This is a genomic window from Mycobacterium sp. IDUB_21 (assembly GCF_055419425.1).
Map to the genome: position 1 here is coordinate 1 of NZ_JBVAXQ010000023.1, position 12,919 is coordinate 12,919.

Annotated in this window: 10 protein-coding genes and 3 pseudogenes; 6 read left to right on the forward strand and 7 right to left on the reverse strand. The window is 64.1% G+C overall.

Annotated elements, in window-relative coordinates; translation table 11 throughout:
* Nucleotides 1-742: IS3 family transposase (locus tag ACZYY4_RS22615; RefSeq protein WP_463812293.1), on the forward strand; the 742-nt coding region annotated here is incomplete at its 5' end.
* Nucleotides 743-771: 29 nt separating this feature from the next.
* On the opposite strand, the pseudogene ACZYY4_RS22620 reads toward ACZYY4_RS22615, so the two are convergent.
* Both ACZYY4_RS22620 and ACZYY4_RS22625 read right to left on the reverse strand, forming a co-directional pair.
* Nucleotides 772-975, reverse strand: a pseudogene (locus ACZYY4_RS22620) (carboxymuconolactone decarboxylase family protein); the annotation flags it as partial.
* A 59-nt stretch (nt 976-1,034) separates the two neighbouring features.
* A pseudogene (locus tag ACZYY4_RS22625) lies at nt 1,035-1,484 on the reverse strand (zinc-binding dehydrogenase); the annotation flags it as partial.
* Nucleotides 1,485-1,526: 42 nt separating this feature from the next.
* Here ACZYY4_RS22625 and ACZYY4_RS22630 point away from each other — a divergent pair.
* Nucleotides 1,527-2,612, forward strand: coding sequence for an IS630 family transposase (locus ACZYY4_RS22630; RefSeq protein ID WP_463812294.1), 1,086 nt, complete (start codon nt 1,527-1,529; stop codon nt 2,610-2,612).
* Here the strand turns inward: ACZYY4_RS22630 and ACZYY4_RS22635 are convergent.
* Both ACZYY4_RS22635 and ACZYY4_RS22640 read right to left on the reverse strand, forming a co-directional pair.
* Nucleotides 2,610-3,260: pseudogene (locus ACZYY4_RS22635) on the reverse strand (alcohol dehydrogenase catalytic domain-containing protein); the annotation flags it as partial. The gene ACZYY4_RS22630 and the pseudogene ACZYY4_RS22635 sit on opposite strands and share 3 nt — an antisense overlap.
* Nucleotides 3,257-4,750 (reverse strand): acetyl-CoA acetyltransferase, encoded by a 1,494-nt coding sequence (locus tag ACZYY4_RS22640; protein ID WP_105387182.1) that lies wholly within the window; start codon nt 4,748-4,750, stop codon nt 3,257-3,259. The pseudogene ACZYY4_RS22635 and the gene ACZYY4_RS22640, both read right to left, overlap by 4 nt.
* Before the next feature lie 180 nt (nt 4,751-4,930).
* On the opposite strand from ACZYY4_RS22640, the gene ACZYY4_RS22645 reads away from it, so the two are divergent.
* The 3 genes from ACZYY4_RS22645 to ACZYY4_RS22655 are packed head-to-tail and all read left to right on the forward strand — an operon-like array spanning nt 4,931 to nt 6,959.
* Nucleotides 4,931-5,524 (forward strand): TetR/AcrR family transcriptional regulator, encoded by a 594-nt coding sequence (locus ACZYY4_RS22645; protein WP_011895464.1) that lies wholly within the window; start codon nt 4,931-4,933, stop codon nt 5,522-5,524.
* Nucleotides 5,525-5,572: 48 nt separating this feature from the next.
* The gene (locus ACZYY4_RS22650; protein ID WP_011895463.1) at nt 5,573-6,007 is read left to right on the forward strand and encodes a PaaI family thioesterase; all 435 of its coding nucleotides are present in this window, start codon (nt 5,573-5,575) and stop codon (nt 6,005-6,007) included.
* A gap of 52 nt (nt 6,008-6,059) precedes the next feature.
* A complete protein-coding gene (locus ACZYY4_RS22655) occupies nt 6,060-6,959 on the forward strand; it encodes an alpha/beta fold hydrolase (RefSeq protein ID WP_011895462.1) in 900 nt (299 codons plus the stop codon).
* A gap of 424 nt (nt 6,960-7,383) precedes the next feature.
* Here ACZYY4_RS22655 and ACZYY4_RS22660 read toward each other — a convergent pair whose 3' ends face one another.
* Nucleotides 7,384-7,932 carry a TetR/AcrR family transcriptional regulator gene (locus ACZYY4_RS22660; RefSeq protein ID WP_043985023.1) on the reverse strand — a complete coding sequence of 183 codons (549 nt, stop codon included), beginning with the start codon at nt 7,930-7,932 and terminating at the stop codon, nt 7,384-7,386.
* 327 nt (nt 7,933-8,259) lie between these two features.
* On the opposite strand from ACZYY4_RS22660, the gene ACZYY4_RS22665 reads away from it, so the two are divergent.
* The gene (locus tag ACZYY4_RS22665; protein WP_463812295.1) at nt 8,260-9,495 is read left to right on the forward strand and encodes a cytochrome P450; all 1,236 of its coding nucleotides are present in this window, start codon (nt 8,260-8,262) and stop codon (nt 9,493-9,495) included.
* A 551-nt stretch (nt 9,496-10,046) separates the two neighbouring features.
* Here the strand turns inward: ACZYY4_RS22665 and ACZYY4_RS22670 are convergent.
* Together ACZYY4_RS22670 and ACZYY4_RS22675 are read right to left on the reverse strand one after the other, a co-directional pair.
* Nucleotides 10,047-11,603 carry an acyl-CoA synthetase gene (locus tag ACZYY4_RS22670; RefSeq protein WP_463812296.1) on the reverse strand — a complete coding sequence of 519 codons (1,557 nt, stop codon included), beginning with the start codon at nt 11,601-11,603 and terminating at the stop codon, nt 10,047-10,049.
* Between the two features lie 127 nt (nt 11,604-11,730).
* Nucleotides 11,731-12,885: an acyl-CoA dehydrogenase family protein gene (locus ACZYY4_RS22675; protein ID WP_463812297.1), complete on the reverse strand. Its 1,155-nt coding sequence runs from the start codon at nt 12,883-12,885 to the stop codon at nt 11,731-11,733.
* Between the last annotated feature and the right edge of the window lie 34 nt (nt 12,886-12,919).

The window sequence follows — 12,919 nt, forward strand, 5'->3', positions numbered from 1 at the left end:
CGGTGGGCAGGTCTTATTGGCCGCGAATGGGCATTTTCATGTCCGCCTGTGGGCATTTTTTCATGTCCGCCGACAGACGGTGGCCGACTCGATGCGCCGCCAGGGTTTGGTGGCGCGCCGCATCAAGCGCCGCAATGGGCTCACCAGGCAGGACAAGACGGCACCGAAGTTCCCTGACCTGCTCAAACGGGATTTCATCGCGGCCGTGCCGAACCGGAAGTGGGTCGGTGACATGACCGAGATCCCCACTGAGTCCGGGCAGAAACTGTATTTGGCGACCGTGCTCGACCTCTATAGCCGCCGGCTGCTGGGGGCGGCGATGGGCCTGCACCCGGATGCCGACTTGGCGTGTGCGGCCATCAAAATGGCCGTGGCCGCGCGCGGCGGCCGCCACGTGATCTGGCGCGATGAGCAGTCCCAACGGGTCATATTCCACACCGACCGCGGTAGCACCTATACCGCAAACGCGTTCACCACGCTGTGCCGGCAGTTGGGGGTTCGGCAGTCAATGGGCCGGGTCGGGTCGTGTTTCGACAATGCTGCCGCCGAAGCGTTCTTTTCCTCGCTGGAATGGGAAGTATTGTCCCGCAATCGTTTCCGTGATACCATTCATGCGCAGGCTGCGGTTATCGACTGGTGCTACACCTTCTACAATCACCAACGTCGGCACAGTGCCGCCGACGGGCTCTCGCCCGTCAACTACGAGATCAGGGAATCCAAGACCAAGCCGGAAGCGGCATAGGAAACCCTCCACGATTTCGGGGGAACCACAGTGACCCAGCCGATTCGCATGATGATCAGCTCCCGTAGCCGCGCATCCAGCGCGCCTTTCCACAGCAACGCCTCCAGCATTCCATGCAATGCGACGGCTACAGGGGGCTGATGAAGCGCGATCCTGAAAACAGACAGTTCAGCCATGGCGTCCGGAATCCCGCATTGAGCGGCGCGCTCGCGGGCATCTGTCAGGGCAAGCATGTCAACCCGGCTTTGGCTGCTCACGGTGGATCCTTCCGGTTGGGCGCTAGTTGGCGCTGTCAGGCGATCGGCACAAAGACGTTGTGCAGAGCGGGGACCCGGTCCGGCTCGTTGCCGGCCAGAAGGTCGAGCAGCCCGGGCAGGCCGGCGAAACCGGTGATCTCGCGGTGCAATTCTTCGAAGGGCCAACGCCTAGAGACCAGCAGCTCGATGGCGCTCTGGTAGGCGGGGAAGTCGACCCCCAACGAACCGAAGATGCGTAGTTCCTTGAATACGAGCAGGTCTGGCTCGAAGCCCGGCGCTCCGCCGCCGCCGCGTGTGCCCGCGACCACCACGCGTCCGCCGGGCTGCGCGAGTGCGACGGCGTCCGCGAATGCGGCTGGCGCCTTCGCGGTGACGTCGACGACGACATCTGCGAGCCGGCCGGTCGCCATTTGCAGGGCCTGCGCCGGGTCGTCTTCGGTGACGTCGATGGTCAGGTCCACGCCGAACTGGTGGGCTGCGGCTAGTGTCCTGAGTCATTAATTCGACGACTCTTGTTAGCATGGGTGATGCCGTCGCCACATGCTGTCGAGATCGTGTTGACCGAGGCCGAACGCGCCGAGTTAGAGGGCTGGGTTCGTCGGCGCAACAGTGCTGCTGGGTTGGCCGTTCGGGCCCGGATCGTGTTGGCATGCGCTGATGGCGGTGGCAACGCCGAAGTCGCTGATCGGCTTGAACTTCATCGGGGCACGATCCGCAAGTGGCGGAACCGGTTTGCCGAGAAGCGTTGTGATGGACTGCTTGACGAACCGCGACCGGGCCGTCCTCGCGTGGTGGGCGACGAGCAGATCGAAGCGTTGATCACCGCGACGTTGGAAACCTCTCCACCGGATGCCACGCACTGGTCGACGCGGTCGATGGCCCAGCATCTGGATCTGTCGCAATCAATGGTGTCTCGAGTATGGCGAGCGTTCGGATTGGCGCCACACAAACAGGATTCGTGGAAGTTATCCAAGGATCCGTTGTTCGTGGCCAAGGTCCGCGACATCGTCGGGCTCTACTTGGATCCGCCGGAGCGGGCCATGGTGCTCTGCGTCGACGAGAAGACTCAGATCCAGGCGCTCAACCGCACCGCACCGGTGTTCCCGATGCTTCCGGGCACCCCGGCGCGGGCCACCCATGACTACGTCCGCCACGGCACCTCGAGTCTGTACGCCGCTCTGGATCTGGCCAGCGGCAAAGTCATCGGATCCTTGCATGCACGTCACCGCTCCCAGGAATTTCTGGCGTTCTTGAAGAAGATCGACGCTGAAGTGCCCGCCGATCTGGAATGCCACGTCGTGCTCGACAACGCTTCCACTCACAAGACGCCGGCGGTCAAGCGTTGGCTCGTCGCTCATCCGCGCTTCGTCTTGCATTTCACCCCGACCAGCTCATCGTGGCTCAATTTGGTCGAACGCTGGTTCGCCGAACTGACCACCAAGAAACTACGCCGCGGTACCCACACCTCAGTACGCCAACTCAACGCCGACATCCGCGACTGGATCGACACCTGGAATGACAACCCACGGCCCTACGTCTGGACCAAGACCGCCGACCAAATCCTCGAATCGGTGGCCAACTACTGTCGCCGAATTAATGACTCAGGACACTAGCCGAGTTCGGTCGCGAGGGCCGACCCCGGTCATCGCGACGAATGCCGCTCCGGCCTCCTTGGCGGCTACGGCAGCACAAATCCCGCGGATCCCTGGTCCGAGGACCGCGACGACGTCGCCCGGGCTTGTCTCGGGCAACATGGCAGCCCATTTGATCCCTGCGCCAAGCGGATTGAACAACGTCGCGACGATCGGGTCGAGTCCGTCCGGGACCGGCAACGGCATGGAATCGAACGGCAGATGCAGGTGGGTTGCATAGCCTCCCCACAGGCCGGGCGGGATGTTCACGTCGACGAAGCCGAACATGGTGGCGAGGCCGTTGCTCGAGCACCTGCGATACTCGCCGCGGCCGCACGAGTCGCACTCCCGACACGATCGGAACACCTCGACGGCGACTCGCTGACCCAGCGAGACGCCCCAACGCTCGCGCGCGGCGTCACCGATTCCCTCGATGACGCCGATGATCTCGTGTCCGGGGATGAAGGCGAACCCCGTCGGCAGGTGTCCGCTGAACTGCTCGTGGTCGGTTCCGCAGAGCCCGCACGCCTCGATCCGCAGGAGACCGGACTCGTCGTCGATGCGCGGCACCGGAAGATGCCGCCGTTCAAGGGTGCGCGGCTTGGTCAGCACGAGCGCGTCGGCGTTCACGACAGTTCGAATTCGACGTGTCCGTCCGCCTGCCGCACGGCGACTTGGTGTCCGACGCACATGTCTCGTGACATTGCCACCGCCACCTCGGCATCGTCACTGCGCGCCGCGACGCGGCGGCCGTCGGTCATGCGCGCGAAAATCGGCACCCAGGAGGGGCCTTGGTCACGGTCGTGCACGACGGTGTATCCATCTATGGTCGCCTCTCCGGATGCGTCGGCGGGAGAAGCGACCGGGAGGGAGGTGCCGTCGATCGCAGACTGCGCATCGGCCATGTCCGGAGTCTGCCATCCCGTTGGCGGTGGAGTCGCCGACCACAGACCCAGCGAGTGCTTTGTGATGTACCAGCCCAGTCCGGACACGAGCCCGACGGCGTCCGGGTCGCTCCTGCAGCGTCGCACCATCTCGACGATCGAATGGCTGACATAGTTGTTACCCGGCCCTCCGTGGTAGGGCAGTCCGCCGGTCACCGTGAACCCGCGGTCATCCGCCGGGTCGAGATCCAAGGCGTCGATCGCCGCCTCGACCGCGGAAGGAAAGCAAGAGTAGAAATCAAACCATCTAATGTCGTCGATGTGAAGTCCACTGGCCGCCAATACCGCCTTGCCGGCGGCCCTTATTCCGGCGGAACGACCCAGATCAGGCCGCTGAACCGGGAAATACACGTCGTTGCATGTGGCCGACGACCACGGGAAGACCCAACGATCACTGGGCACTCCGAGTTCCTCGGCGACTTCGGCGGCCATGATCACGAAAGCGGCAGCCATATCCACGGCGATGATGCTGTTGAGCAGCTTCGGATACGGCTCGCACACCATCCGGTTAGCCGGGGAGACCGTGCTGAGCTCGTCTGCGCTACGGGCACGCGGAAACCAGGCCTGCTCGAGATGTCGGGACGCCTCAACCGTGAACGGAGCCATCAAGTCACCCAGCCAGCGGCGCTGTTCGTCGAATGTGCGGCCTGATCGGGCCGCGATCGCGGATTCGAAGATCGGGTACACCTCGTGCGGCCAATGTAACCCGGCGCCCACCTCAGCTTCGCTCAGTCCCGGGCGGGTGTCACCGAGTGACTCGTCCTGTGCTGCGATGGGTTTGGGCTCCAAAAGTGCGCTACCGGATGCGACTTTGCGTGCTGACGCGCCGCTTTCCGCTCCGACGATCAGAGCCGCGTCGCTGACGCCGCGCCAAATGCGGCGGCCGAGGACCTCGACCAGATACTGGGGGGTGTTGCCGCCGACCGGACAACTGATGCGATGATTCGGCGTCAGCCCAGTCGCTTCGGCAATCCTCGACGCGGGGTTGTCGCGTGGGATCATCAAGATTCCGGGCGTCGCCACGGTATCGATGCGATGCCCGATCGCGGCCGAAGCATCATGCAGCGCTCGACGCGCGGCCTCGGCGGCCAAATCGATGGGATCGACGGTGCCTTCACCGCGATGTGTGAGTTCACCGACGCCGACGACAACCGGAGTGCGTGGTGGGATGGCCAACGGTCAGATCACGCTCATCGTCGACGTCTTCTATGCGACACGACTGCGATATTGTCACATCCGTTTCCATGCGACAACCGCGGGTGTTCGACAGAGCGAGTCCCTTGACAGGGCATACTCGTACCCGTGACGAAGAGATCGTTGCGGCGGGGCGACGCGACTCCTGGGCGAAACCGCGATATGGCGCGCGATCGCCTACTCGACGCCGCCGAAACGTGCCTGCAAGGCAAGGGGCTGTCGGGCACCACGATGGAGGATATCGCCAGGCATGCGGGCGTATCGCGCGCCACGGTCTATCGCTACTTCGCTAGTCGCGAATCCGTCGTATCCGGTGTCATCGTCCGCGCAGCGGAACGCTACCTGCACCGCACCAGCGGACGGATCTTGGCGCACACCGACTTGGGCTCTGCCATATTGGACTTCGTTGCAGTCACGGTGCGCGCGGCACGCCGCGAACCGATAATCGGCATGCTCTTCGCCAGCGACGATGAACTCGCCGGCGTGGGACTGGCCGAGGGAACGTCGGTGGCGCTGTTCGAACTCGTCGCCGAGTTTCTGCGACCCGTGTTCGCCGCACACTGGCATCAACTCGAAGCCGGCGTTTCGGTCGATGACGCCGCCGAATGGATTTTGCGCATCATCCTCAGCTTGCTCGCGGTTCGCGGCCCCCGGCACCGCAGCCCCGAAGGAATCGATGCTTTCTTGCGCCGATTCCTGCTTCCCGCGCTACTGGCCGACACTCACAGTTGCATTGCTGCGACAACTGCGGAGTAGTGTCTCAGCGATGGCATCGGTATCGCTGAACGAAACGAGGCGCTGACCATGGACTTCCCCCAGTTCAACAAGCAAATAGCCGAGGAGCTCCAGCACGCGGGGGGAACCTCGGGAGGGCTCGCCAAGTACTTGGACTTCCGCCACATCGAGTTCTCCGCCGGGAGACTGGTAGTGGAAATGGACGCCCGAGCCGATTTGTTGACTCCTTTCGGCACTCTGCATGGCGGATGCCTGTCAGCGATGGTCGACCACTGCTTGGGCGTGGTGTTCTATCCGGTGATCCCACCTGGGTCATGGGTGGCCACAACCGAATTCAAACTGAACCTCCTACGTCCGGTGTCCAGTGGAGTCTGCGTTGCGGTCGCCGACATCATCGCGCTGGGGAAGCGTAGCGGCGTCGCCAGGATCGACATCACCAATACGGGACGCCCGGTATGCGCCGCACAGGGAACAGTGACCGTCGTCGCCCAGAGCGCCTCGTGATCCGGTCGCGGAACGAGAACGCTGCCCAAGGCGACCATCGAGGACACAGCAAATGACCTCAACGTTCGAGCGCGTCCGCAACGAAGACGGAACCGCCCTTGCAGCCGATGTCTACCGACACGAATCCGCCCGCGCGGTCGTCATACTGCTGCACGGCGGTGGACAGAACCGCCATGCCTGGGCGACTACGGCGCGCCGCTTACACGCGCGCGGGTATACCGTCGTCGCTTACGACGCCCGCGGTCACGGCGACAGCGAGTGGGACCCCGATGGTCGATACGATCTCGACCGACTTGCATCCGACCTGCTGTCGATTCGCCGATATGCCAGCGATGGCCGCCCGCCAGCTGTCGTTGGCGCATCCTTGGGCGGCATGACGGTGTTGGGAACGCATTTGGTGGCGCCTGCCGATCTGTGGGGAGCCGTCGTACTGGTCGACATAACTCCGCGAATGGAGTTTCACGGAGCACGCCGCGTCGTGTCTTTCATGGGCGCCCATCCCGACGGATTCGATACGCTCGACGCGGCCGCGGACGTCATTGCCCAGTACAACCGGCATCGCGCTCGGCCCAAGAACTTGGACGGTCTCCGAAAGGTCTTGCAGCAGCGCGACGACGGTCGGTGGATCTGGCGATGGGATCCGGCGTTCATAGCTTCCAACTTCGAGTTCCTGCAGGGCGACCCAGCAACTGGTGCCAAAGAATTCGGCGCCATAAGCGACCTTCTCATCGAAGGGGCCCGCCGCGTGCGAGCACCAACGCTTCTCATTCGCGGCGTTCACTCCGACGTGACGTCGCAGCAGTCGGTCGAGGAGTTCCTCGAAGTCGTACCGCACGCCGAGGCTGTCGACGTTTCGGGCACGGGCCACATGGTTGCGGGCGACGACAACGACGCCTTCACTTCGGCAGTCGCAGATTTTCTCGACCGCACGCTGAACGACTCGTCGGACTGAGCGTCTTTCAGGGCCTTGCGATGGCCGCGGCCCGGCGACGTCAGGTTGTCAAGGCCTCACGAACCGCTTCCGTGAACGCATTCCTCGGGGGGGGTGCACATCCGCGGGTACGAAGGCCTCGATGCCAAACGAAAATACCGACAACGCCAGACCGAGCAACGGCCAGACCGACGAAGATGAGCTTCCACGTCCACACCTCCAGCGGGGCCCGGAGCACAAGACGCCGACCACGGAACTCGACGCTGCACACCCGGATCCCAACACCCCGCGGCTGTCATATCCGGCCGAAAGGCGAGGAGGTAGTTCCGGGATGAGTTCTATCAACGTCGCAACTGGCCGGGTTTTCAACCGTCGTCAACATCGACAATGAGATCGGCTTGGGGAGACGAAGGCGAAGGCCTTGCTGGGCTCAGTGGCACGCTCTTTACGCGCTCAAAGCTGGCCCGAGGAACCGCTCAATGATCTCACGTTCTGTGCCAGGAACGCTTGCCGGCCAGTGCCACAGCGCAAGCACTGCGCGTACGAACCACTGGGCGGCGGCCTCGTCGTGACGGTCTGAGCCGATCATGCTTGTCGCGATGCCGGTGACGATCGGCGAGGTCTCGATCCATCGCCGGTTCTTCGGATTGGATGACCGAAGCAGTTGTTGGACAATGTGTTCCGTGCGGAGGTGGTGTAGGGCCACGCTGACGGCGACGACGATCCGCTCATGCCCTGTCAAATCGCAGATTGCGTCGTCCACGGCGTTTACGATGCGCGACGACAGCCTCACCACGACCGCTTCGCAAATCGCGGCTTTCCCACCCGCGTGACGGTAGATCGTTGCCGGCGAACAGTGGACCGACGCGGCGAGTTCGTGGATGGAGAAATCATCGAAGCCTCGGCGTCCGATCAAACTCGCGGCCGCCTGGAGAATCCTTTCAGTCGCAGCGGCCGCTCTGGGCTGCTCGAGTAGCCAATCGTTGCCTGTCACTTCCAAGGCCTTCCGATGTTCGACACCCCTGGTCGGCTTGGGAGAATTCTCGGAATGAGAATTAATAGACTCTCCCAATCGCAGTATTAGCATTTCACAGCTCTATAGTGATAATCCAGACCCGCCGAGGGCAGACGATTTCCCATCAACTGTTGCCGCACCATTGACGCGGTGGATCGCCGTTGGCCAGCCTTGATGCCATGACATACTGCGCAGCGCGCTCAGGCACCAACCGTCCGGCGACCTTAGCGGGGACTACCGATGAGTAGATGGCGCTCGGATAGCGCGGTGCGGCAAATCGGGGCACCGGTGGTGGCGGCTGTCGGAATGAACATTGCTGCGGCCGTACGGGTCCGGCGCCGTGGCTATGCAGGATGGACCGGTGCGGTAAACACCGATTACGATCCACTCGATCCAGCGACCGCGGCGCAGCCATTCGATGCCTATCGCGCGCTGCACGCCGGAGGGCGGGTGCACTACAACCCCAAACGTGCGACCTTCATTCTGAGCCGACACGAAGACATCCGAGCAGCCCTACGCGACACCGACGCCGTCACAAGTAGCCAGGGCGTCACCCGAATGAAGATCTCGGCACCGATCTTGGTGCTCACCGACGGCGATGACCACACCCGGCTTCGCAAACAGGTTCAACCCGGGTTCACCAGGGGAGCTATGAGCGACTGGCAGGGGATGGCAGACCAACTCGCCAAAGAACTCGTCGCCGACGTCGTCGCCAACCCCGGTTGCGACGTTATGGAGCGCCTCGCCGTGCCTTTGCCCATCCGAATGATCGCGCACATAATCGGGATTCCGCCCGAAGATGTCCAGAACTTCCGATCATGGTCCGAAGACGGTGTCGGCGTCATCAATGCCGGCGTGAGCCCCGCCGGGCTGCGGCAGGGGCTCAAGGGGGTTCGGGCGATTGCGGCACTGCGCCGGTACTTCAAGGATCAGTTGGCCTCGGGCAAGCTCAAGGGGTCAGATACCGTACTGGGTCGGCTCGTCGATAACAACGAGGACGGCAAGCTCTCCGACGACGAGCTCTTCTTCATCGCGATGCTCCTGTTATTCGCTGGGAATGAAACCACCACCAACCTCATCGGCGGGATGTTCGACACCCTTGCCCACGCCCCCGATCAGTTCGCCATGATCCGAGACGATCCCGACCTGATCCCCAGCGCTGTCGAGGAACAGCTGCGGTACTCGGCGCCCATCCAAAACCTGTACCGCTACACTCGCACCGACTACAGGGTCGGCGAGGTGACTATCCCGAGCGGGTCGCGGCTCTTGTTGGCATTCGGCGCGGCCAATCGCGACCCTGAGGTCTTCGAGGATCCCGATACCTACCGCGCTGACCGAAATCCGCGCAATCACATCGCATTCGGCTACGGCGTTCACATGTGCATCGGAGCAACCCTCAGTCGCATGGAGGGCCAGGCGGTGCTCCGCGAACTCACTTCCCAAGCCTCGGCCATCGCAGCGGCCGGTTCGGCCACCTGGTCAACCAACAGCTCACTTCGGGGCACCACTTATCTGCCGATTCGGCTGACACCCGTGCGGTGATGAACGAGGACTGTCCGAGAAACCGATGCGTGAATCAACGCGTAATCGGTGACGGTGGATCTCAGCTGGGTGCGCCACGCCAGAGCGTGGGCTTGGCCGCAGTCGACCGCGGTACTCCTCGCAGCGTAGTAACACCGGTAGTCTCGGACGGATGGGTGTGGTGACCGACGGCGATCCGGATGTCTCGGGCCTCGTGGTCCGAGTCCGATTCATGTTTCGACGCTGCCACCGGGCTCTACTGCGGGAAGGCTGATCGGGTGGAGTCGTCGGTCGCCGCCGTACGACACTGAAGCACCCCCCTTTCGCCGAAGCTCATGGGCGTCAGGGACGCTCAAGCACCTATCGCAAGATGACAGGCGAGCGCATGGCAAGACCCACCCGCAACACATGCCGGATGTCGTGTTCCTCCCGGTTGTCTCGGCCGACAAGTCCCAACCCTGCGCCTCTAAACGTTAGCGACAAATAACATCTTCAGCTATTTGCAGCGGTGACCTTGGCTACTCGTCGCGACAACACTTCCCAAACCCGAGCTCCGCCTCCGGTGTCGTGCCTCAGCGCTGGACGACGCCGCCCTCGACACCGGTGAATCGCCTGCGCAGCTCGGTCTTGAGGAGCTTGCCGGTGGCGTTGCGGGGCAGCTCGGCAAGGAAGTGCACCTCGCGCGGGCACTTGAAATGCGCCAGCCGTTCGCGGCACCAGGCGATCAGTTCGTCGGCGCCGGGTACCTGTTCGGCGGCTGGGTCGGCCACCACCACGGCGACGACGCGCTCACCCCACTTGTCGTCCGGACCGCCGACGACCGCGGCGTCGAGCACACCGGGGTGACGGAACAGCACCTGCTCGACCTCGATGGGGTAGACATTTTCCCCGCCCGAGATGATCATGTCCTTCTTGCGGTCGACGAGCGTGATGTAGCCGTCGACGTCGATCCGGCCGAGATCGCCGGTGTGGAACCAGCCGCCCCGGAAGGCCTCGGCGGTGGTCGCCGGCTTCATCCAGTACCCGACGAACACGTTGGGTCCGCGCACCAGGAGCTCGCCGACGGTGTCGGCCGGGACGTCCCGGTCGTCGGCGTCGACGATTCGGGCATCGACGTGCATGGCGACCCGGCCGATCGACCCGGCCCGCGTGGTGATGTTGGCGGCGTCCAAGACCGAGACCATGGGGGCGGTCTCGGTCATCCCGAATCCCTCGGTGAAGGGGACTCCGCGTTGGTGCATGAAGTCGATGACAGTCAGCGGCATCGGTGCGCCGCCGCCCATGGCCAGACGCAGCGCGGAGAGGTCGTAGGAGTCGAAGTCGGGCACCTGGGTCAGCGCCGACCACATCGCCGGCACCATGAACTGGACGGTGGCCCGGCTCTCGGCCATCGCCTTGAGCGTGCCCACCGGGTCGAACGACGGCAGGATCACGCTGGTCCCGCCGACGTAGAGCAACGGCAACGTATGTACCCCGAGCCCGCCGATGTGGAACATCGGGGCGACTGCGACAGTCACGTCGCTGCCGGTCAGGCCTTGTTCGGCGCCCAGCACGTTGATGGCGTTCCACAGTAGGTTGTCGTGGGTGAGGATGGCGCCCTTCGGGCGGCCGGTGGTGCCCGAGGTGTACATGATGAACGCGGGGTCGCGGCCCTCGACGTCGCTGTCGAGTGGCGCGGGCGCACCGTCGGAGAGCAGGTCGGTGTAGGCGATCTCGCCGTCGGCCGGGGCGCCCCCGGCCCGGAGCGTGTGGCGGACCCGGACCCCAGGCTCGGTCAGCGCGCTGACCGCCGCCGCTGCTAGCGGCGCGTGGAACACGAACACGTCGGCGCCGGAGTCGGCGAGGATGTAGCCGATCTCCGGGCCGGCGAGCCGGACGTTGATCGGGATGGTGATGGCGCCGATCTTCGCGCAGCCGAGGAGGACCTCCAGGAACTCGACCGAGTTCACCAGCAGTATGGCCACCCGGTCCCCCTTACGGACACCGAGACGCAACAGGCTCGAGGCCACCTGGTTGGTGCGCCGATCGAAGTCGGAGTACGTGAAGCTGGTGTCACCTTGGACGAGCGCTGTGCGCTGCCCGTTGAGGAAGGCCCGTCTGGTGACCCACTGACCGATACCGCGATCCATGTTGATTTGCCTCCTCGGCAGTTTTGGTTGACAAATGCTCGTTAAGGCAGGACCCGGCCCCGGCGGGCGACCGATCACCACTGTCCGTCTTGGTAGACGGAAGCGGACAGGAACGGATGAAGGATGCTCAGTACGATCGTGGCAGGTTGAGGCTGTGCTGTGCCACGTAGTTGAGGATCATCTCTCGGCTGATCGGCGCGGTCCGCATCAGCCGTGCCGGGCCCCAGAGAGTGGCCAGCCCGTACTCGGTGGCCAACCCGTTGCCGCCGTGGGTCTGGATCGCCTGGTCGAGGGCGAGGATGCCCGCCTCGGCCGCAGCGTATTTGGCCATGTTCGACGCCTCCGCGGAACCGGGGTCGCCGGCGTCGTGCAGTGAGGCCGCCCGCTGGGTCATCAGCCGGGCCAGCTCCAGCTGGATTTTAGCGTGCGCGAGTGGGTGGGACAGGCCCTGGTGGGCTCCGATCGGCACGTCCCAGACCTTGCGCTCGCGCGCGTAGGCGGAGGCCTTGTCCAGTGCGTAGCGGCCGATGCCGTTGCCCAGGGCGGCGCCCATGATGCGTTCGGGGTTGAGGCCCATGAACACCTGACGCAGACCGTCGTTTTCCGCGCCGATCAGGTTCTCGGCCGGCACCCGTGCGTCGTCGAAGAACAGCGTGAACTGCTTTTCAGGTGTCACCGCTTGCACCGGGATGAGGGTTTTGGTCAGCCCGGGCGCGTCGGTCGGGACCACGAGCAGGCTCAGCCGTCCGCGTCCGCGGTCGTCAGTCGCGGTGCGGGTGACGACCAGGATGGCCTCCGCCTCGTCGACGCCGGAAATGTAATACTTGGTGCCGTTGAGCACCCAATCCCCACCGGCGCGCCTGGCGTGGGTGGAGATGTTGTGAGAGTTAGAGCCCGCATCCGGCTCGGTGATCGCGAACGCCATGATGATCTCGCCGCTGGCGATGCCCGGCAGCCAGCGTGCCTTGAGTTCGTCGCTGCCGAAAGCCTGGATGATCGTGCCGCAGATGGTGGGGGAGACCACCGTCATCAGCAGCGGGCAGCCGGCCGTGGCCAGTTCCTCACCGACGATCTGCATGTCGTAGATGCCGCCGCCGCCGCCCCCGTACTCCTCGGCGATGTTGACCCCGAGGAACCCCTGTTTCCCCACGGCGTGCCAGAGTTCCGAACTCTTTTCCCCGCCGAGCGACTTGGCCACGTAGTAGTCGTGCCCGAAGTCCTTGGCGATCTCGGACACGGCCTTGCGCAGCGCTCGCCGCTCCTCGGTCTCGTGCAGTTCCATACCGCTCTCCTACTTCGATGTCACCGGCCACCGG